The sequence below is a fragment of the Wielerella bovis genome (genome assembly GCF_022354465.1).
GTDB classification, from domain to species: Bacteria; Pseudomonadota; Gammaproteobacteria; order Burkholderiales; family Neisseriaceae; genus Wielerella; species Wielerella bovis.
On record NZ_CP092361.1, the window covers coordinates 1,796,472 to 1,816,255 of the forward strand.

The 19,784-nt window shown below is 44.2% G+C and carries 20 protein-coding genes and 3 tRNA genes; 9 read left to right on the forward strand and 14 right to left on the reverse strand.

Going from position 1 to position 19,784, the window contains the following annotated elements; genetic code table 11:
- Positions 1-126: 126 nt before the first annotated feature.
- Genes MIS45_RS08755 through MIS45_RS08765 form a run of 3 tightly spaced genes read right to left on the reverse strand, consistent with a single transcriptional unit; the run spans position 127 to position 2,077 of the window.
- Positions 127-882 carry an FKBP-type peptidyl-prolyl cis-trans isomerase gene (locus MIS45_RS08755; protein ID WP_249450250.1) on the reverse strand — a complete coding sequence of 252 codons (756 nt, stop codon included), beginning with the start codon at positions 880-882 and terminating at the stop codon, positions 127-129.
- Positions 879-1,259 carry a CrcB family protein gene (locus MIS45_RS08760; RefSeq protein WP_249450251.1) on the reverse strand — a complete coding sequence of 127 codons (381 nt, stop codon included), beginning with the start codon at positions 1,257-1,259 and terminating at the stop codon, positions 879-881. Before MIS45_RS08760 ends, MIS45_RS08755 begins: the two co-directional genes overlap by 4 nt.
- On the reverse strand, positions 1,256-2,077 hold the full coding sequence (locus MIS45_RS08765; protein ID WP_249450252.1) for a ferritin-like domain-containing protein: 822 nt from the start codon (positions 2,075-2,077) through the stop codon (positions 1,256-1,258). Before MIS45_RS08765 ends, MIS45_RS08760 begins: the two co-directional genes overlap by 4 nt.
- Before the next feature lie 163 nt (positions 2,078-2,240).
- Between MIS45_RS08765 and lolA the strand changes: the two genes are divergently transcribed.
- Both lolA and MIS45_RS08775 read left to right on the forward strand, forming a co-directional pair.
- On the forward strand, positions 2,241-2,855 hold the full coding sequence (gene lolA, locus MIS45_RS08770; RefSeq protein WP_430472146.1) for an outer membrane lipoprotein periplasmic chaperone LolA: 615 nt from the start codon (positions 2,241-2,243) through the stop codon (positions 2,853-2,855).
- Positions 2,856-3,067: 212 nt separating this feature from the next.
- Positions 3,068-4,171: an anhydro-N-acetylmuramic acid kinase gene (locus MIS45_RS08775; RefSeq protein WP_249451369.1), complete on the forward strand. Its 1,104-nt coding sequence runs from the start codon at positions 3,068-3,070 to the stop codon at positions 4,169-4,171.
- A 159-nt stretch (positions 4,172-4,330) separates the two neighbouring features.
- Here MIS45_RS08775 and MIS45_RS08780 read toward each other — a convergent pair whose 3' ends face one another.
- Both MIS45_RS08780 and MIS45_RS11385 read right to left on the reverse strand, forming a co-directional pair.
- Positions 4,331-5,137 carry an integrase core domain-containing protein gene (locus tag MIS45_RS08780; RefSeq protein ID WP_249445581.1) on the reverse strand — a complete coding sequence of 269 codons (807 nt, stop codon included), beginning with the start codon at positions 5,135-5,137 and terminating at the stop codon, positions 4,331-4,333.
- Entirely contained in the window at positions 5,124-5,249 is a 126-nt protein-coding gene (locus tag MIS45_RS11385; RefSeq protein WP_283397414.1) for a hypothetical protein, read from the reverse strand. Before MIS45_RS11385 ends, MIS45_RS08780 begins: the two co-directional genes overlap by 14 nt.
- 46 nt (positions 5,250-5,295) lie before the next feature.
- Here MIS45_RS11385 and rbfA point away from each other — a divergent pair, with 46 nt between their 5' ends.
- The gene (rbfA, locus tag MIS45_RS08785) at positions 5,296-5,667 is read left to right on the forward strand and encodes a 30S ribosome-binding factor RbfA (RefSeq protein WP_249450253.1); all 372 of its coding nucleotides are present in this window, start codon (positions 5,296-5,298) and stop codon (positions 5,665-5,667) included.
- 54 nt (positions 5,668-5,721) lie between these two features.
- Here the strand turns inward: rbfA and MIS45_RS08790 are convergent, their stop codons facing one another.
- The 6 genes from MIS45_RS08790 to MIS45_RS08815 all read right to left on the reverse strand — a co-directional run bounded on the left by MIS45_RS08790 (position 5,722) and on the right by MIS45_RS08815 (position 9,441).
- On the reverse strand, positions 5,722-6,234 hold the full coding sequence (locus MIS45_RS08790; RefSeq protein ID WP_249450254.1) for a protein disulfide oxidoreductase: 513 nt from the start codon (positions 6,232-6,234) through the stop codon (positions 5,722-5,724).
- Positions 6,231-8,345 (reverse strand): DNA polymerase III subunit gamma/tau, encoded by a 2,115-nt coding sequence (gene dnaX / locus MIS45_RS08795; RefSeq protein WP_249450255.1) that lies wholly within the window; start codon positions 8,343-8,345, stop codon positions 6,231-6,233. The genes MIS45_RS08790 and dnaX overlap by 4 nt, the downstream gene beginning before the upstream one ends.
- Before the next feature lie 93 nt (positions 8,346-8,438).
- On the reverse strand, positions 8,439-9,065 hold the full coding sequence (locus tag MIS45_RS08800) for an HI_0552 family protein (RefSeq protein WP_249450256.1): 627 nt from the start codon (positions 9,063-9,065) through the stop codon (positions 8,439-8,441).
- 95 nt (positions 9,066-9,160) lie between these two features.
- Positions 9,161-9,237 (reverse strand) — tRNA-His (locus MIS45_RS08805).
- Between the two features lie 16 nt (positions 9,238-9,253).
- Positions 9,254-9,330 (reverse strand) — tRNA-Arg (locus MIS45_RS08810).
- A gap of 33 nt (positions 9,331-9,363) precedes the next feature.
- Positions 9,364-9,441, reverse strand: a tRNA-Pro gene (locus MIS45_RS08815).
- A gap of 263 nt (positions 9,442-9,704) precedes the next feature.
- Between MIS45_RS08815 and htpX the strand changes: the two genes are divergently transcribed.
- Both htpX and dsbD read left to right on the forward strand, forming a co-directional pair.
- Positions 9,705-10,547 carry a protease HtpX gene (gene htpX, locus MIS45_RS08820; RefSeq protein WP_249450257.1) on the forward strand — a complete coding sequence of 281 codons (843 nt, stop codon included), beginning with the start codon at positions 9,705-9,707 and terminating at the stop codon, positions 10,545-10,547.
- Positions 10,548-10,806: 259 nt separating this feature from the next.
- A complete protein-coding gene (gene dsbD, locus MIS45_RS08825) occupies positions 10,807-12,624 on the forward strand; it encodes a protein-disulfide reductase DsbD (protein WP_249450258.1) in 1,818 nt (605 codons plus the stop codon).
- 151 nt (positions 12,625-12,775) lie between these two features.
- On the opposite strand, the gene MIS45_RS08830 is transcribed toward dsbD, so the two are convergent.
- The 3 genes from MIS45_RS08830 to MIS45_RS08840 form a co-directional block, all read right to left on the reverse strand.
- Entirely contained in the window at positions 12,776-13,531 is a 756-nt protein-coding gene (locus MIS45_RS08830) for an amino acid ABC transporter ATP-binding protein (RefSeq protein WP_249450259.1), read from the reverse strand.
- Positions 13,532-13,588: 57 nt separating this feature from the next.
- Entirely contained in the window at positions 13,589-14,305 is a 717-nt protein-coding gene (locus tag MIS45_RS08835) for an amino acid ABC transporter permease (protein ID WP_249445656.1), read from the reverse strand.
- Between the two features lie 117 nt (positions 14,306-14,422).
- Positions 14,423-15,289, reverse strand: coding sequence for an amino acid ABC transporter substrate-binding protein (locus tag MIS45_RS08840; RefSeq protein ID WP_249451370.1), 867 nt, complete (start codon positions 15,287-15,289; stop codon positions 14,423-14,425).
- Positions 15,290-15,478: 189 nt separating this feature from the next.
- Between MIS45_RS08840 and ppk1 the strand changes: the two genes are divergently transcribed.
- The 4 genes from ppk1 (at position 15,479) to MIS45_RS08860 (ending at position 19,699) form a co-directional block, all read left to right on the forward strand.
- Positions 15,479-17,536, forward strand: a complete 2,058-nt coding sequence (gene ppk1, locus MIS45_RS08845; protein ID WP_249449345.1) for a polyphosphate kinase 1 — start codon at positions 15,479-15,481, stop codon at positions 17,534-17,536.
- 279 nt (positions 17,537-17,815) lie between these two features.
- Positions 17,816-18,364 carry a nitroreductase family protein gene (locus MIS45_RS08850; protein ID WP_249450260.1) on the forward strand — a complete coding sequence of 183 codons (549 nt, stop codon included), beginning with the start codon at positions 17,816-17,818 and terminating at the stop codon, positions 18,362-18,364.
- 244 nt (positions 18,365-18,608) lie between these two features.
- Positions 18,609-19,280: an HAD family hydrolase gene (locus MIS45_RS08855; RefSeq protein WP_249450261.1), complete on the forward strand. Its 672-nt coding sequence runs from the start codon at positions 18,609-18,611 to the stop codon at positions 19,278-19,280.
- Positions 19,281-19,327: 47 nt separating this feature from the next.
- Positions 19,328-19,699, forward strand: coding sequence for a hypothetical protein (locus tag MIS45_RS08860; protein ID WP_249442267.1), 372 nt, complete (start codon positions 19,328-19,330; stop codon positions 19,697-19,699).
- The last annotated feature ends 85 nt before the right edge of the window (positions 19,700-19,784 follow it).

Below are 19,784 nucleotides of genomic sequence, written 5' to 3' on the forward strand. Positions count from 1 at the left end.
GATTAGTGAGGCAGCCTGAAAACTGCATCTCCATGAAATTTTGCCAAATGAACGCAATTATATCAAGATAATGCAGACTCTGTTAGCCTATCATAGAAAATGTAAACGGTTTCTAACAAAGCCGTTTCATCTGTGCCACACAATTTTACGATTAGCGACGTTTGCGTTGGCGAGAAGCTGTTCCCTTTTGACGGGCGCGGCTTCAATATCCACCACTTTTATGTCAAAAATCAAAACCGAATTAGGCAAGATTTTCGTATTTGGTGATGCTTCGCCATATGCCAAATCGGCAGGAATAAATAGCGTGTATTCGCCACCTTTTTGCATTAATTGTAAACCTTCAAACCAGCCACGAATGACTATACCGTCTTGCAGAGTGAAACTAAATGGCTCACTATATTCTGCTGTGCTATCAAACACCGTGCCATCAATCAGTTTACCTGTATATTCCACGCTAACTGTATCGCCCAATTTTACTCGCTCACCCGAACCTGCTTTGTTTACACGATATTGCAAACCCGAGGCCGTTGTTTGTACACCTGCTTGCGTTTTGTTTTGCGCCAAAAATTGTTTACCTTTTTCCATCTGTTTATCTGAATACAAGGATATTTTATGCGTAACCGCTTCTGACAATCTCATTTGCTTATCTTCACTTAATCGTGCTGATTTATTGTCTAACGAATCTTGTAAACCCAGTAGCACTTGCTGCTTATCCAATTCCACAGCCATAGGCATTTTGAACAAATGCCATTGTTCCCCCATAGCATACCCAAGCATATAACTCACATCCTTCTGCTCCTGCGCCGATAATTTCACATCATCGTCCGCATAAGCAAGGCAGCCTGAAACCGCTAAAATCATCGCTAAAATGGTCTTTTTCATGATACATAACCTTTTGCAAAATATTTGACTAAATACGCGCCCAACATCACCGCGCCCATGCCACCGCCAAGGTGTAAACCCAAAATCGCCGCCACGCTGCGCCATTTTTCCTGTCCTATGGCACTGACTAATTCTACCGCAAATGTGGAAAATGTCGTTAAACTGCCTAAAAATCCTGTAATTAACAGCCATTTCCAAAATTCAGGCAGCCTGAAAGCCAATGCTGCACCAATCAAAAAACAGCCCAATAAATTAGCCAATAATGTACCCAGCGGCAGCAGATTCAGGCTACCATTAAACCATGTGGCAAATTGCCAACGCAATAATGCGCCAGCGATTGCGCCCAGCATAATTGCCAAAACAGGAACTTGATTCATGATAAGGCAGCCTGAAAACTTTTTTCAAAATCTTCCAACATCGCCATTTCAAATGCTGAAAATCCCGCTCGTTCTCGCGCTTCCAAATTCACATAGCCGCGAAAAATAAACATATCGTATTGACGCAATAATTGGCGGAACAATGCCATCGGCTCTAAACCACGTTGCTCGCACAAATAACCATACCAACGATTGCCGATACGCACATGCCCCACTTCATCACGATAAATCACGTCCAATGCTTCACAGGTTTTCACATCGCCACGTTGCGCCACTTTTTCCCGAATCGCAGGCGTAACGTCCAAGCCACGCGCTTCCAACACACGCGGTACCAGTGCCATACGCAAAAGCGGGTCAAATGCGGTTTTGTACGCCATGTCCCACAAATGTCCATGCGCGGTAAAATCGCCGTATTCATAGCCATATTCGTGCAAACGCGCGCGCATCAATCCAAAATGTTCGCATTCTTCTTTCGCCACTTGCAGCCAATCCGCCGTAAATTGTTCGGGCAAATAACGAAAACGAAACGCGGCATCTAATGCCAAGTTAATCGCATTAAATTCAATGTGGGTAATCGCGTGCAACATCGCCGCATAACCTTCGGGCGTGGACGGTTTGCGTTGTTCCACTTTATACGGCGGCACCAGTTCAGGTTTGGCAGGTCGCCCTGCAATCCATACATCTTCACACGCAGCAGATTTATCCATTTTCAGGCTGCCTGAATGGTATTTTTCGTATAATTCAAAAGTTAAACGGCATTTTTCGCTTGGGTCGGTTTCGCATAAAGCGGCGTGGATTAATGTGTAGAAATTTTCCATAATCATAAAATCGAGTTAAAGTTTTTTGAGAAAATTGTTTAATATGAAAGATTTATTTAAATTTTGCATCTTTACATTTTGTTGATGGGGTTTTCAGGCAGCCTGAAAATGTTAAGATGCGGTTTCTTGTTACATTGTAACTCAATCACTTAAAGGATACGAAATGAAAACATGGAAAACGATTTTGGCGGCTGGCATGATGAGCGTATTGGCGGCAACGGCAAACGCAGGCGGCATTGATGCTTTGCGTCAATTCAACAACGATGCGGACGGTATCAGCGGCACATTCACGCAAACCGTTCAATCCCGAAAAAAAACGCAAACCAGCTCGGGCAGTTTCCAAATTCTGCGCCCTGGTTTGTTCAAATGGGAATACAGCAAACCGTATCAACAAAAAATTATTGGCGATGGCAAACATATTTGGTTGTATGATGTTGATTTGAAACAAATCACCCAATCTAACCAAGACCAAACCATTGGCGACAGTCCTGCGGCAATTTTGTCTAACAAAACGGCTTTGGATGCGAGCTATTCGCTGAAAGAAGATGGCAAAAAAGACGGCGTGGATTATGTGTTGGCAACTCCGAAAAAAGCGAATGCGGGTTATCAATTTATCCGCATTGGTTTCAAGGGCAACACCTTGGCAGCTATGGAATTGAAAGACAGTTTTGGTAATCAAACCACGATACGCTTTAATAATGTGAATACCAAACCGAATTTGTCGCGTAGTGCGTTTACCTTTACGCCACCCAAAGATGTAGATATATTGAAAAATTGATAGAATAAGGCAGCCTGAAACCTTTGCAAAATCCCCATCTTTGGCACATTTCTTCGCGATGCGTTTCTCAAACACTTGCCTATCTAGATGATATGTCTGCGCGTTTTGCGATACTATCGCTTTGAACTGTGCTCAAATCTGGGGTTTTGCAAAGGTTTCAGCCTGAAAATGTTTCAGGCTGCCTTTTTTTGTTATCAGAATAATATTTTATGATAAATCAACAATTTTATATCGGCATTATGTCTGGCACCAGCATGGACGGTGCGGACGCGGTTTTAATCGCCATGAATGGTACGCAATGGCAAGGTGCGCTTGCCCACGCTTTTGTGCCCTATTCAGGCAGCCTGAAAACACGTTTGTTGGATTTGCAAAATCATGGCGACAAGGAATTGCATCGCAGTCAAATGCTGGCGATTGAATTGTCGGAAATTTATGCCCAAGTGGTGCAGCAATTATTGCGTGAACAACAAATGCAGCCTGAAAACATTACTGCGATTGGTTGTCATGGACAAACCGTTCGCCACGCGCCCGAATGCGGATACAGTATTCAACTGGCGAATTTGTCCGTGCTGGCGGAACGCACGGGCATTTTTACCATTGGCGATTTTCGTAGTCGTGATTTGGCTGCGGGTGGACAAGGTGCGCCGCTTGTGCCAGCGTTTCATCAAGCCTTGTTTGCTGCGCCCGATGAAACGCGTGTGGTGTTGAATATTGGTGGCATTGCCAATATCAGCATTTTGCCGCCCGATGGCGAACCATTTGGTTTTGATACGGGCGCAGGCAATATGTTGATGGACGCATGGACGCAGCATATTTGGCAACAAGCGTATGATAAAAATGGCGAAAAAGCGGCGCAAGGTCGCGTATTGCCTGAATTATTGGCACAATTAAAAGCGCACGAATATTTTAGGCTGCCCTACCCTAAATCCACAGGGCGCGAATTGTTTTCGCTGACATGGTTGCAAACGCATTTGCATAGCGATGAAAATCCGCATGATGTATTGCGGACATTGGCGCAATTTACGGCGGAAACCATTGCCGATGCGATTGTTCAGGCTGCCCCCAATACACAAAATATTTATGTTTGTGGTGGTGGTATGAGTAATAATACTTTAATCGGCAGCCTGAAAACTTTATTGGCGGTGGAAAATATGGCTTTGCATAGTACCGATGTGTTGCAACTGAATCCGCAATGGGTGGAAGCGGCAGCATTTGCGTGGCTGGCGGCGTGTTGGGTGAATCGCGTGCCGAGTAATCCGCACAAAGCAACGGGCGCAGCACGACCGTTGATATTGGGTGCGGGTTATTATGCCTAAAAAGATAGCCTCACAGTACACGACAACTTTTTGAAATAACCATGAATCTGTCCCCTCCCCCGCCCTAAACGGGGGAGGGTTAGGGTGGGGAAAACAGATTTCAGATAATATTAAAGATTTATGTCGTGTACTGTAAGGTGTAGAAATAAACCGAGTTGTTTACACAACAGGTTGAGAAAAATAAGCTTGTAACACTTCAAATGGCGTATCGCCATTTAAGGAACTGTGCGGCTTTACAGTATTATAAAAATTCACAAAACGACATAATTCCTTTTGCCGATGCAATGGATCAGTAAACTCTGTTTTCTCATACCACATCTGCATAATCGTTCGTATTACGCGTTCCGCTTTGCCATTGGTTTGTGGACGTGCTGGGCGAGTGAATTTTTGATTGATATTGTTTTCAAAACACGCCACACCAAACGCATGATTTGCCGCACCTTTGTATTCACTACCATTATCTGAATAAATGCAGTCAATTTGGTATGGGCAAGGCTCTATGACTTGTTCAGTTAGAAATTTAGCCGCACTTGTAGCAGTTTTATCAGGCAAAATGGCAGCATACAACTCACGAGAAAAATCATCAATAGCAACAAACAGATACTCACGTTTATCCGTTGCTTTTTGTCCTTTAAGTAAAGGTAAGCGTTTGGTATCTACATGTACCATTTCGCCAGGATAAGATTTATTGTATCGTTGTGCTTGCTTTTTGAGTTTCTCTTGAATTTCTCGTTCTACTTTGGCTAATCGTTTCATACCGTATTTTGCTTGTTTGAAACGATTGTTGGTGCTGTTTTGCGGTTTAAGTAGGCGAAGACGAGCGGCTTTCAGTACACGATAAATGGTTTGGCGACTAACCATAAAACGGCGAGCCAGTGAAGTAACGCTTTCTTTGTTTTGCGTATAAGCTAGCCAAATGGCTTGACGATGGTGTGGGGTAAGGCGAGTGTTCTTATGGATATTCATGGCAGTATTGTCTTTCAATACTGTAAACAACGCTAGTAATTTCTACATGTAAGGCAGCCTGAAAAATCATCGCAAACCATGTTTTCAGGCTGCCTTTTTGTTTGCCCAACACGGTTTCGGGTATAATGCTGATTTATTTGCATTATGAGAGCATCATCATGAAAAAACCACAACGCAACGGCTACGCACGCATTGACCGCGTGAAAGAACAAGTGATGCGTGAGCTTGCCGAATTGGTACGCACAGGTTTGAAAGACCCACGCGCAGGTTTCATCACCATCAACGATGTAGAAGTGACTCGCGATTATTCACACGCTACCGTTTATTACACCGTTTTGAGTGGCGACCGCGATGCCAGCGCAGAAGCATTGGAACACGCCAAAGGTTTTCTACGCAGCGAATTGAGCAAACGCATCACGGTATTTCGCACGCCCGAATTGCATTTTGAATACGATGAATCGCTGGAACGCGGCGTGAATTTGTCGAATTTGATTGATATGGTGGCAGCGGAGAAACCTGTGCAAGATTGAAATTCATACAGAATAAAAGGCAGCCTGAAAAATTTTCAGGCTGCCTTTGCTAATTTAACGCAATAAATCAGCTATGGCGATGCGCGTTTTTAAACCCCAGTAAGTCGCTAATCCTGTGGTGCCATGAACCACTTTTCCATTTTTAATCAACAAAATACTGGGTACCACTTTTACGCCCCATTGTTGTGACAATGCGCCATGCTCATCATTGACCGTATCAAATGTCAAACCTTGTTGCTGCAAAAAGGCATGCACATCGTCCGCTGCCCCAGAATGCAATGCCACACCCAAAACAGGCGTGCCATTTTTGTGCAAACGATGAATCACAGGCGACGTGTGTTTGCAAATGCCGCACCAACTGCCCCAAAAATACAGCAACAATGTTTTTTGTGAACTGGCAGATGCCAGCGTAGTGGGTTCAGCGTGATGAATGGATTGAAACGATACTTGCGTTGCATTGATTGGCACAGTCGGGCTGCGCCAATAATCCACCGCCACGCTCACCACCGCCAATACCAGCAGGGTTTGCGCTACTTGTTTTGCCCATTTAATCAGTTTTTGTTTCATATTATTTTGGGTGCTTCCAACAACTCAATACTCTCTTCACGCCATTTCGCATTAAATAATTTTTTGATTTGTTTCACATTTTCATCTTTATCCAAAATCTGACGAGCTTGTTCGCGTTGCTCTGCCAGCATTCTGGCGCGATACATCAACGGCGTTTCCCAACCTTGTCCGTCCACAAAATCCACCGTTTCAATGCGAATTGGCAACGCATATGCTGCGGACAAAGCTGATTCAATGCGTTGAAAATATTCACGTTTCATGGTATTGCGCGTTTGTTCGCGCACCACCGCCAAACGCAATACACCATCGGCAAAATCCACCCATGCCATATGCTGCAAAGGCATTTGCGCCGCCGCCACTTGTGTGCCAATCCGCCGTGCAATCTGTACCCAATTGGCTGCCACTAATTCAGGCATTGGCTCACTCGGGTCAGTCGCTTCTTCAGATGCTACGATTTCATCAGGTTCAGCACAATTTTCAGGCTGCATCGGTTCGCTGGGCAAATCATCAAACGCAGGAAAATCATCTGGATAGACATCGTTCAGGCTGCCTGAAAAATAGGCTATATCGTCATCATTTGGATAGATTTCGGCAACGGGTGCTGGCACAATTTGTGGCACATTTTCAGGCTGCCTATTTTGGGGAGATGCTGTTGCAGTATTGTCCCAAGATGGCATATCTTCCGAATGATTGGATTGATTAGGTTCAACTTCTGCAATCGTTTTCGCAGCAATTTCAGTTTTCAGGCTGCCTAAATTTTCTGCTTCCGCATCACGCAAATGTTTGGGTAAATCCGTTTGGATTTCATCAGAACTTTCCGCTTTCAGGCTGCCTGAAACTTCTGTGTTACTTGATATATTTTCCGTAACTACCTGATTTTCATCTAAATGTATTTCATCAATTACTTGGGCAGAATGTGTTTTCAGGCTGCCTGAAATGTCTGCGTGTTCATGCGTTTTTTTTTCAGGAGGATTATGCAATTGTGTGCCTTCAATCACCGCATTTTGCGGCGTATGTTTCGCAGCAAAGGGTGCAAACGCCAACATGCGCAACAGCGTCATCACAAAACCTGCGTATTCATCGGGCGCGAGCGGCAAATCGTTTTTACCATGAATAACACATTGATAGTACAACTGAATTTGCTCATCGCTGAAATATTGCGCCAAATGCAGCAAGCGTTCGCGTTCAGGGTCATCGTGTTCAATGGCGGACGGCACGGTTTTCAGCAACGCCAATCTTTGTAACAACATCGCCAAATCGTTTAACGCACTGTCAAAACCAATGGCGTTGGCGGACATTTCTTGTGCTTTGGCGATGAGATTTTCGCCGTCTTGTTCCATTAAAAAGGTTAGCAATTCATAGAGATAGCGTTTGTCCACCGCGCCTATCATGTCGCGCACATCGCGTTCTTGCACGCTGCCTGAACCCATGGCAATCGCTTGGTCTAGCAAACTCAAAGCATCGCGCATGGAACCTTGCGCGGCTCGCCCCAACAGTGCCAAAGCGGCTGGTTCGTACACGATTTGTTCGGTTTTCAAAACGTGGGTCAGGTGTTCGGCGACTTGTTGCGCGGTCATATTGCGTAAAACGAATTGCAAACAACGGCTTAACACGGTAATTGGCACTTTGTGCGGGTCGGTGGTCGCCAAGATGAATTTGACGTGTTCGGGCGGCTCTTCCAGCGTTTTGAGCATGGCATTGAACGCGAATTTGGACAACATATGCACTTCGTCAATGATGTACACCTTGTATTTACCGACTGTGGGCGCGTATTGGGCGTTTTCCAGCACTTCGCGGATGTTGTCTATGCCTGTGTTGCTGGCGGCGTCAATTTCCAGCAAATCCACAAATCGCCCTGCGTCAATGTCGCGGCACGATTGACACACGCCGCAGGGTTCGCCGCGTGTTGGGTTTTCACAGTTCAGGCTTTTTGCCAAAATGCGGGCAATAGTGGTTTTGCCCACGCCGCGCGTGCCTGTGAGCAAATAGGCGTGGTGCAAACGCCCTTTATCCAGCGCGTTTTTCAGGGCTTTGACAACGTGTTGTTGTCCAACCAAATCGGCAAAGGTTTTGGGTCGCCATTTTCGGGCAAGCACTTGGTAAGCAGTCATATTGAAATCATTTTTTTATAAATAAATATAGGTGTATTTTAAACGAAAAAGGCAGCCTGAAAACCAATAAATCATGATTTTCAGGCTGCCTTTTTAGATAAAACAACGTTCATATAAGGGTGTCAGCACACGAATTTGTGCTGCAATCCACGCCACGCTGTCCACGCAGCCAATTGTATCGCGTTCCAAATGTGTTCCAATACAGAAAAAATCCGCATCATCACGCAATATCAAAGCATTTTCAGGCTGCCTATTGAGCGCGACATAATCCGCATATTCACTTTCATCGCCATGCCATACATCAAAATCGCCAAAATCGTCCGCATTCAAATTATCAAGCCATTGATTATATTGCGGTAAAGCAATAGTAGAACGGTCGGCTTTATAACAATGCCAATCCAAAGAAACCGTTAAACGGCGGCGATTGAGCAATACCGACAAAATTGCTGCATCTTGTTGATATTGCGCGTATTTAAAATACGCAAAAAAATGGGCGCGCACCTGCCAACCATTGCACCAGCGTTCAATATGCGGCGGCGCAAATTGCGGATTATCCTGCGCCAAATCCGCCGCAACATGTTGAATAACACTTTGCCAATTTTGCCACGCCGCCCGATAATCCGCTTTAAGTTGCGGAATGGTTTCTGGCGCATATTTTTTCAGTTGTGCAAATTGGAAAAATGGGCGATTGAATAAATCACAATGTTGCGGTGTCAGCATAATTTTCCCTTAATATCATACAATTATATTTTCAGGCTGCCTGAAATAAATAAACGTAAAAAAACCGTACTTGTTTAGAGTACGGTTTTTTATATTGGGGTGGAAGATGGGGCTCGAACCCACGACCCTCGGAATCACAATCCGATGCTCTAACCAACTGAGCTACATCCACCATATAAAACCAAGTTTGGCACGCCCGACAGGAATCGAACCCGTAACCCCCGACTTAGAAGGTCGGTGCTCTATCCAGTTGAGCTACGGGCGCATATATCTGGCGTTTTAAATTGTGTTTCAAGAATGGTCGGGGCGGTGGGATTCGAACTCACGACCCTCTGCTCCCAAAGCAGATGCGCTAACCGGGCTGCGCTACGCCCCGACGTGCTTGAAAGATTTGAATTATAGAGATTGAATGAAAATGGGTCAAGCACTATCTTGATTTATTATTATCTGCTTTTTTTATTTTATTGAAGATACAAAGAAAGTTTTTTCAGGCAGCCTGAAAATATTCATCATAAATAAAATCCTGACAAAATTTTGCGGTTATCTTTGCATAGATTTTCTCTTTACTCCATTTTTTTGATATGATTTATTGCGATAATACACGCATTTATAGAACAATATTTATAAGGAGCGCACATTGTGAAACGGATTTTTCTCTTTTTAGCAACCAATATCGCGGTTTTACTGGTTATCAGTATTGTTACGAGTTTATTGGGATTAAACACCAGCAATGGCAGTATGGGCGGGATTTTGATTTCCGCTGCTGTGGTTGGTTTCTCAGGTTCTATTGTGTCATTGCTCATGTCTAAATCTATGGCAAAAGCATCAGTGGGCGCAGAAGTAATCACACAACCGCAAAATGAAACAGAAGCATGGTTATTGCAAACTGTTGAAAATCAAGCCAAACAATGGGATTTAAAAACGCCTGAAGTAGCGGTTTATCATTCGCCAGAACCCAACGCATTTGCTACGGGTGCAACCAAAAATAGTTCTTTAATTGCAGTTAGTACGGGCTTGATGAACAGCATGACACGCGATGAAGTGGAAGCGGTTTTGGCGCACGAAATGGCACATATTGGCAATGGCGATATGGTTACGCTGACCTTGATTCAAGGCGTTGTGAATACATTTGTGATATTTTTAGCGCGAGTTATTGCTGGTTTGGTATCACAAAACAGAAATGGTGAGAATAGTCAAGGTACTTATTTTTTGGTATCTATGGTTTTACAAGTCGTATTTGGTTTCTTGGCGAGTATTATTGTGATGTGGTTCAGTCGCCAACGTGAATACCGTGCGGATGCGGGGGCAGCGCGTTTGGTCGGCGCACCGAAAATGATTGCGGCATTGCAGCGTTTAAAAGGCGAAAGCAGTCATCTGCCACAAAATATGACGGCGATGGGCATTGCCAGCGAAAACAAAGATTCTTTGTTGAGTACGCATCCGAGTTTGGATAATCGCATTGCGCGTTTGCAAATGATGTGATTTCGTGTTTTCAGGCTGCCTATTATGAGCTTGAATCATAATAAATTTATTTGAAATTCAAATTTTATTGGTCTCTACTTAAAAACAATTTATTTTTAAGTAGAGACTTTTTAATAGAATAATTTGGTCAATATTCAGGCAGCCTGAAAAAATATTGGTTTGGTAAAAACGATATTTTGCGACAAATCACGCATCATTTTGTCTCAAAATCCACGATAATACGCATTTTCGTCTCACAAAATAAACGAAGGACATTTCCATGAAAAAATGGCTCTACACGCTGCTGGCGTGTTTTTCATTCGCAACTGTGGCACACGCTGCGGTCAATCCCGAAGATTTGTTGCCGCCAGAACAGGCGTTTGTGCCAACGGTAACGGTATCAGATACGGGCGTGGATGTGCAATTCAAAATTGCCGATGGCTATTATTTGTATCAAAGCCAAATCACGGCGGATACGCAGCCTGAAACCCATGTATTGGCGGCATCTGCCACATTCAGCGCGGGCGAACCCAAAGAAGATGAATTTTTTGGTAAACAAATCGTGTACCACCATGCGGCAAATGTGCAATGGGCGTATGCCAATCCTGCATCCAAGCCATACACGTTAAATGTGCATTATCAAGGTTGTGCCGAAGTGGGCGTGTGTTATCCGCCTGTGGACACAACTTTTGAGATTACGGGCACAGGTGTTTATCAAACCGAAGTGGCTGCCAATAATGCGAAAGATTTGTTTATAAAAAAGTCGCAAGGGAACGTTCGGGCGGATACGAACGCGCAGAATGTTCCCTCTTCGTCCGCAGCTGCTAATTCAGGCAGCCTGAAAACTTTATCGCGCGATGATTTTTGGACTAATTTGTTTTGGTTTTTCACGGGCGGCTTGGCATTGAGTTTTACCGCGTGCATGTATCCTTTGTTGCCGATTGTATCCAGCATTATTGTTGGCGATAAATCGGATAGCAAAAAACGTGCGTTTGCCTTGTCGTTGGTGTATGTGCAAGGTTTGGCGGTAACGTACACATCGGTCGGTGTGTTGGCAGGTTTAACAGGCGCATTGCTGACAGTTTGGTTGCAACAAGCGTGGGTGGTTTTAACGGCAGCCGCGTTGATGGTGGTGCTGGCATTGTCCATGTTTGGGCTGTTTAATATTCAGTTGCCCAACGCCGTGCAATCGTATTTTCAAAATCAAAGTAACAAATTATCAGGCGGCAAAATCGCCAGCGTATTTGTGATGGGCATGTTGTCTGCACTGATTGTTGGACCTTGCGTTGCACCACCCTTGGCAGCCGCTTTGGCGTATATCGGCAAAACAGGTGATGCGCTATTTGGTGGCACCATGTTGTACGCATTAGCCATTGGCACAGGTGTTCCATTGATTTTGATTGGCACATTTGGCGGACACATTTTGCCACGCGCAGGTAATTGGATGAACGGCATTAAATACGCGTTTGGCGTGATTTTGCTTGCCGTTGCCGTGTATTTGGCGACACCATTTCTGCCCTATGGCGTAACCGCTGCTTTGTACACCTTATTATTGATTGCGCCCGCCATTTATTGGCTCACACGCATCAGCAAACTTTCAGGCAGCCTGAAAACCATTTCGGGCATATTAGCGACCATTTTGTTATTGAGTGGCACATGGTTTGGCATACAAAGTTTCAACGGCGGCACAACAGCAATGCACGATTTTTTGACCTTGCACAAACCGATGGAAGGCGCGGCGCACGGACAAAAATTCACCAGCGTTAGCGAATTACGCAACGCGATTCAGGCTGCCCATCAGCAAAATCCCAATCAACCCGTTTTATTGGATTTTTATGCCGATTGGTGCGTATCGTGCAAAGAAATGGAAGTCAAAACCTTTGGCGATGCGCGTGTTCAGGCTGCCGTACCGATGGCACGATTGATGCAAATTGACGTTACCCAAATGAGCGATGAACACAAAGCCCTGCTCAAAGAATACGGATTGTTTGGTCCCCCTGGATTATTCGTTTTGAAAGCAGACGGCAGCCGCAGCGATGCCCTGCTGGGTTACGCGCCAGTTGATGAATTTATCGCGTGGTATAACGCACGCAAATAAAGGCAGCCTGAAAACTTGTAGGTCAGATACTCTCTCTCAACAATTTTTAAACAAAAACAAATATTTGTTAAATATAAAAATGTTGAGTTCAAGAATCTGACCTACAATTTTGAGTGTTGCAAAGGTTTCAGGCTGCCTTTAATCGAATAGTTTAAATATCATCGTGCTTGATGCGCGACAAGAAACTTTTTGTTCGTTCATGTTTGGGGTGATTGAACAATTCATCGGGAGACCCTTGTTCTGCAATGACACCACCGTCCATCACAACCACAATATCCGCTACGTCCAGCGCAAATTTGATTTCATGTGTTACCACCACCATGGTCCACCCTTCGGTTGCGAGTTGTTTCATGGTCAAGAGCACATCATTAACCAATTCTGGGTCAAGTGCGGAGGTGGGTTCATCAAACAACATCAATTCAGGCTGCAATGCCAAAGCACGTGCAATACCAACACGCTGTTGTTGTCCACCCGAAAGTTGATGGGGGTACAAATCGGCTTTATCTGCTAACCCTACTTTTTCTAGCAATGCAAGTGCTTCTGTGCGTGCCACATCTTTGGATTTGCCTTGTACTTGAATGGGGGCTTCCATAATGTTTTCCAACGCCGTTTTGTGTGGAAACAGATTGTATTGCTGAAACACCATGCCCGATTTGCGGCGCAATGCGAGAATGTCTTTTTTACTGGGTTTGTTGGCAAAATCCACGCTGACAATCGGCTCGCGTTCAAAGCAAATGGTGCCTTGTTCAGGAATTTCCAGTGCGTTCAGGCAGCGCAAAAACGTGGTTTTGCCTGAACCTGATGGACCTAAAATGACGACTACTTGCCCTTTATTGATATTTAAATCAATGCCACGCAAAATGACATTATGACCAAAAGTTTTGTGTATATTTTTAATTTGTATCATGATTTTTCTTTCAAACCAGTTTTCAGGCTGCATTGAATAACATAGGCAGCCTGAAAATTATTTCGCCACATGTCTATCAAAATGTTTTTCCAAACGCGCTTGTACCACAAATAATACCCAGCAGAAACACCAGTATACCAAGCCGACTTCAATGTACACAGGTAAAAAGTCATACGACATATTGGCATATTGTTGTGCTACACGGAACATTTCAGTTACGGTTACAAACGATGCCAATGATGTTTCTTTGAATAAGCCAATGAAACTATTGCTCAACGGTGGCACAGCAACGCGCAAGGCTTGTGGCGCGATGATACGGCGGAAAGTTTGCATATAGGTCATGCCGATGGAAAAACCTGCTTCCCATTGTCCTTTTGGGACGGACAAAATAGCGGCACGGACGGTTTCGGAACCATATGCGCCAACATTCAGGGAAAAACCGATGATGGCGGCTGGAATCGGGTCAATAAAAATATTCATGGCGGGCAAACCGTAAAACACAATCGCCAGTTGCACGACCATCGGCGTGCCACGAATAATGGAGATGTACACGCGTAAAATCGCCAGCACGATGCGATGAAATATGCCGCCTTTGGGCATCACGCGCACAATGGCAACGGCGGTGGCAATCATCATGCCAATAATAAATGAGGCAATCGCAAGTGGCACGGAAACCATGAAACCAGATTTGACGATGGGTAAAAATGCGTCCATAACCAAAGTGGCGCGAGTATCGGTCATGAAAGGGAGGGAAGCAAGAAATTGGTGTAACACGAACTTGTCCTTAATTTGTGTGTTTCAGGCTGCCTGAAAACGGAATAAAGTGATTAATATAAAAATAAGCAAAGTGTTCAGGCTGCCTGAACCTGAACACTTTTATCATTTAATCAATTATTTAACACTAACATCTTTACCGAAGAATTGTTCGCCCAATCTTTTCAGCGTACCGTCTTCATGCAATGCTTTGGTTGCTTCGGATAATTTTGCCAATGCTTCATCATTGCCTTTATTGACAATCAAACCTGCTCCAACTTTTTGTTCTTCGGGCGCAGTCCAAACAATTTTCAAGCCAGAATCGGGATTTTTCTTCAAATAATCCAAGAAAGACAACTCATCGTTTAATGTCAGTTCAGCACGTTTTTGTTGCACCAAAGTTAGGGCTTGTGCCATACCATCAACAGGGACGATTTCAGCTTGTGCTTCACGCGCCATTTCGCCATAGTTGCTGCTCAATGTTTGCGCAGCCTTAATACCTTTAATGTCTGCTAGTGATTTGAAACGGTCATCATCTGCACGCGCCATCATCGCTGCGCCACTCCAAGTATAAGGTTCAGCTTTGTCAAAAGTGGCTTGACGTTCTGGTGAGGTTAAAGCAACTTGGTTGGCAACCATATCAAAACGACCTGCTTTCAAACCTGCCATCATGCCGTCCCATTGCGTTTCTTTAAATTCTACTTGCACGCCTAATTTTTCTGCTACGGCACGCGTAACTTCTACGTCATAACCCGTTAATTTGCCACTTGCATCATGATAAGTAAACGGCGCATAAGTACCTTCTGTACCAACAGTAATCACGCCTTTGCTGTTGATGCGGTCAATCAGGCTACCTGCTACATTGGCTTGTGTGGGTGCCGTATTGTTTGTTGCCGAAGCAGCTGATGCAGAATCTGTTGATTGTGTAGGCGCAGAATTTTGCTGACCACCACAAGCGGCTAATAAAACCAGAGTAGCAGCGGAGAATAAAGTTTTTTTCATGATACGTTTTCCTGTGAATGTTAATTTTTGATAATGCGCATTTTACTGGAAAATTCTATTTTTCCAAATAAAAAACAGTTATATACTTTATTATAAAAGGCAGCCTGAAAACGATTTTTTCGTGTTTCAGGCTGCCTTGATGATGAAACACGCTATAATTCAACTATTTTACACACACTTCGGAGAATAAGAATGCCTCAATCTAATCGCATTTTATGCCGAGAAACCAGTTTATTAGCGTTTAATCGGCGCGTATTAGAACAAGCACGAGATGAGCAAATTCCATTATTGGAGCGTTTGCGTTTTCTATGTATCGTCTCTTCTAATTTGGACGAATTTTTTGAAGTGCGCGTTGCCAATTTAAAACGCGAACAGCAAGAGTGTCCCAATTTTGTCTTTCCTTCGGGATTCACGCCCAGCGAAACGATGAAGCGCATTAATATAGAAACAAAAAAACTGATTCAAGAACAATATCAAATATTTAATCAAATCTTGCTGCCTGAATTGGAAAAGCAAAATATTTGTTTCTATCGCCGTCGTGCATGGACAAACGCACAACGTGAATGGATTGAAGATTATTTCAACCGTGAATTGTTACCAATTTTAACGCCGATTGGTTTGGACGCATCGCATCCGTTTCCGCGTGTCTTGAATAAATCTTTGAATTTTATTGTGGAATTAGACGGGAAAGATGCTTTTGGCCGCGCATCGGGAATGGCTGTTGTACAAGCACCGCGTATTTTGCCACGCGTGGTTAAATTGCCCGATGATTTGTGTGAAGGCAAAAATGGTTTTGTATTTTTATCGTCCATTTTGCATGAATATGTGTACAAATTATTCCGCGGTATGACGGTAAAGGGTTGCCATCAATTTCGCATCACGCGCGATAGTTCGCTGACGGTGGGCGAAGATGATATGAGCAATTTGCGCCAAGCGGTACAAGATGAATTGCGCGACCGTGAATTTGGCGCAGCAGTGCGTTTGGAAGTGGCCGATAGTTGCCCTGATTACATTAGCGAATTATTGTTGAAGCATTTTTATTTGACACGCGATGAGTTTTATCAAGTGCAAGGCCCTGTAAACTTGGTACGCTTAATAGCGGTGCCTGATATGTTGGAACGCAATGATTTAAAATACAAACAATACCCAGCGCAATATCCTAAAAATCTGCGTAAATCGCACTCTATATTAGATGAAATCGCGAAAAATGATATTTTATTGCATCATCCATATCAATCGTTTGAGCCGATTGTGAAGTTCATCAATGATGCGGCGCACGACCCTGATGTGGTTGCCATCAAAATGACAATTTACCGCACGGGCAGCAATTCTGCGTTGGCAAAAGCATTAATGGCAGCAGCATTGGCGGGTAAACAAGTTACCGTGGTGGTGGAATTGATGGCACGATTTGATGAAGCCAATAATGTGAACTGGGCGAGTAAGTTGGAAGAAGCTGGGGCGCACGTGGTTTATGGTGTATTTGGTTACAAAGTACATGCAAAAATGGCATTGGTTATTCGCCGCGAACAAGGCAGCCTGAAAATGTATGCGCATTTGGGAACAGGAAATTATCATCAAGGTACATCACGAATTTATACCGATTTTGGTTTGCTGACCGCAGACGCTGAAATGACACGAGATGTGAATACTTTGTTCATGGAAATCACAGGTTTAGGGCAAGCCAATAAATTGAAAAAACTGTATCAAAGTCCATTTACTTTGCACAAAATGGTGATAGACAAAATTGAGCAGGAAACCGAAAACGCCAAAGCGGGTAAACCTGCTAAAATTATGGCAAAAATGAACTCCTTGTTGGAACCGCAAGTGATTGAAGCTTTATATCGCGCGAGTGCAGCGGGGGTTCAGATTGATTTGATTGTACGCGGTATGTGTGCGCTGCGTCCGCAAGTGGCTGGTTTGTCGGATAATATTCGTGTGCGTTCTATTATTGGGCGATTGCTAGAACATTCGCGAGTCTATTATTTTTATAATGATGGCGCGGAAGATGTGTATATTTCCAGCGCGGATTGGATGAGACGTAATTTTTTCAGTCGCATTGAAACTGCCACAACGATTGTGCAGCCTGAAATCAAGCAACGTGTGATTGACGAAGGTTTAACCTTAGCATTACAAGATAATGTGAAAGCATGGACAATGCATGGCGATGGCACCTATTCGCGTGTTGCAGCGCAAGAGGGCGAAGAAAAAATCTGTTTACAAGAAACATTATTAGCAAAATATGCACGTTAAATTTTCAGGCTGCCTGAAACTATAGTCGTAGAAATGAAAATGCAGTACAAGGCGACAACGCCCGCCGTGTACGAATAGTACATAAGGGCGTTGGCAACGCCGTACTGCTTTTTCAGTTCTGCGACTATACATGATTTGTTGTAGGTCGGGCATTTATGCCCGACATAACGCTCTGTGATGATGTCGGGTATGAATACCTGACCTATGGAAAATCATTTTTGCGTACTGAAAGGCAGCCTGAAAACCCAGTTTTAAAATTCCATCAACAAGGAAAAATCCATGGATAGTTTAGAATTACTCACCACACGCCGTTCCAGCAAAAATTTATTTGCGCCTGCGCCCGATGAATTGCAGCTAGACAGTATTTTACAAGCTGCCACCCAAGTCCCCGACCATGGCGGATTAACGCCATGGCGATTTGTGGTTATCAATAGCGAAACAGGTTTGCAGCGTTTTCAGGCTGCCTTATGTGACACCGTAATCCACAATCAAATGGGCGAAGAAGCGATGAAAAAAGCCGAACGTGTTGGCAAAATGGCACCGATGGTCATTGCCGTCATCGCATCGCCCAAAGCAGGCAAACCAGAATGGGAACAAACATTGAGCGCAGGTTGCGCTGCTTACGCGATTCAGTTAGCCACCAACGCGCAAGGTTTTGATAATGTGTGGATTACAGGCATGTGGGTGCATTCGCCGATTTTGCGCGATGCATTTGCTTGCAGCGAATCAGAAAAAATTATTGGTTTGATGATGATTGGCACGAGCGAAAATCCTGCTCTTCATCAACCCAAAAATACCGATGTCAATGAATTTACCCAATATTGGTAAACAAATCAATTTTCAGGCTGCCTTACAGTACACGACAATTTTTTGAAATAAGCACAAATCTGTCCCCTCCCCCCGTCCTAAACGGGGGAGGGCTAGGGTGGGGGAAAATTAGTGGAACAAATTTATTTTGCTGAAACTCAACGAGCCACCCGCCAGCGTGGAAGGGAACAGATTTTAGATAAAATTAAAGATTTATGTTGTGTACCGTAAGGCAGCCTGAAAATAGCTTAAACAAGGAATTGCCATGTCCACTATTCAAGCCGTATTGTTTGATTTAGACGGCACGCTCGCCGACACCGCGCTGGATTTGGGCGGTGCGTTGAATCGTTTATTACGCAAACGCGGTCTGCCAGAAAAACCACTGGAACAAATCCGCCCATTCGCCAGTCATGGCACCACCGCGCTGCTGGCATTCGGCGCCAATATCCATACAGACCACCCCGATTATCCACAATGGCGACAAGCGTATTTAGATGAATACAATCAATGTTTTGACCACGACACCATTTTATTCGCCGAAACCAACGCATTGATTAACACGCTGCATCAACGCAACATCACATGGGGCATCATCACCAATAAACCGAAAACTTTTACCGACCGCCTTGTTCCCAAATTGGGCTTTGTTCACGCACCAGCCGTGATTGTCAGCGGCGATACCTGTGCCGAAGCCAAACCCAGCACCTTGCCCATGTTTTACGCTTGCGAACAAATTGGTATAGATGCAGCAAATTGCGTGTATGTCGGCGATGCTGAACGCGATATTGTCGCAGGACGTAATGCAGGTATGAAAACAATTTTTGCCGCATGGGGCTACATTGGTGCGGACGATAAACCCGAAACATGGGGCTATGACGCATTGGCACACAATCCGCTGCAAATTGCTGATATACTGAATGCTTTTCAGGCAGCCTGAAACTTGATTTTTCCAACTTTAACTTTAAATATATGAAGGAATATATTATGAAGAAAATTGCTTTAACTTTAATGGCTTCTGTATTATTGACTGCATGTGCAACAGGTACAGGTACTTCTACCACAGGTTCAACCGTGAGTAATTTAGGTGCGGCAGGTGTACAAATGTATGTGCAAAATAAATGTGTAACCGAACTGCAAAGTCGCAACGAATGGCGTTTAGCTGCATTGGCAATGAGTCAAGCGCAACAAAACGAGTGGGAACAAAAAATCTGCGGTTGTGCGAGTGAAGAAGCACCACAACAACTGACTGCTGCTGATATGACACAATTATTGACCCAAGCGGGTCGCACCAAAGTTGCCACCGAAGTAACCGCACGCACGGTTACTGCTTGTTTCAAGCGTTTGTATCAAAAATAATTTTTTCAGGCTGCTTTTGGTATCATAGGCAGCCTGAAAATGCTTTTAGGTTCAAAATTTTGTAAACCCCAAATGATAGGTCGGA

Coding starts and splice junctions, on each gene's coding strand:
- MIS45_RS08755 (WP_249450250.1), bottom strand. CDS start 882: ATGAAAAAGACCATTTTAGCGATGATTTTAGCGGTTTCAGGCTGCCTT.
- MIS45_RS08760 (WP_249450251.1), bottom strand. CDS start 1,259: ATGAATCAAGTTCCTGTTTTGGCAATTATGCTGGGCGCAATCGCTGGC.
- MIS45_RS08765 (WP_249450252.1), bottom strand. CDS start 2,077: ATGGAAAATTTCTACACATTAATCCACGCCGCTTTATGCGAAACCGAC.
- lolA (WP_430472146.1), top strand. CDS start 2,241: ATGAAAACATGGAAAACGATTTTGGCGGCTGGCATGATGAGCGTATTG.
- MIS45_RS08780 (WP_249445581.1), bottom strand. CDS start 5,137: ATGAATATCCATAAGAACACTCGCCTTACCCCACACCATCGTCAAGCC.
- rbfA (WP_249450253.1), top strand. CDS start 5,296: ATGAAAAAACCACAACGCAACGGCTACGCACGCATTGACCGCGTGAAA.
- MIS45_RS08790 (WP_249450254.1), bottom strand. CDS start 6,234: ATGAAACAAAAACTGATTAAATGGGCAAAACAAGTAGCGCAAACCCTG.
- dnaX (WP_249450255.1), bottom strand. CDS start 8,345: ATGACTGCTTACCAAGTGCTTGCCCGAAAATGGCGACCCAAAACCTTT.
- MIS45_RS08800 (WP_249450256.1), bottom strand. CDS start 9,065: ATGCTGACACCGCAACATTGTGATTTATTCAATCGCCCATTTTTCCAA.
- dsbD (WP_249450258.1), top strand. CDS start 10,807: ATGAAAAAATGGCTCTACACGCTGCTGGCGTGTTTTTCATTCGCAACT.
- MIS45_RS08830 (WP_249450259.1), bottom strand. CDS start 13,531: ATGATACAAATTAAAAATATACACAAAACTTTTGGTCATAATGTCATT.
- ppk1 (WP_249449345.1), top strand. CDS start 15,479: ATGCCTCAATCTAATCGCATTTTATGCCGAGAAACCAGTTTATTAGCG.
- MIS45_RS08850 (WP_249450260.1), top strand. CDS start 17,816: ATGGATAGTTTAGAATTACTCACCACACGCCGTTCCAGCAAAAATTTA.
- MIS45_RS08855 (WP_249450261.1), top strand. CDS start 18,609: ATGTCCACTATTCAAGCCGTATTGTTTGATTTAGACGGCACGCTCGCC.
- MIS45_RS08860 (WP_249442267.1), top strand. CDS start 19,328: ATGAAGAAAATTGCTTTAACTTTAATGGCTTCTGTATTATTGACTGCA.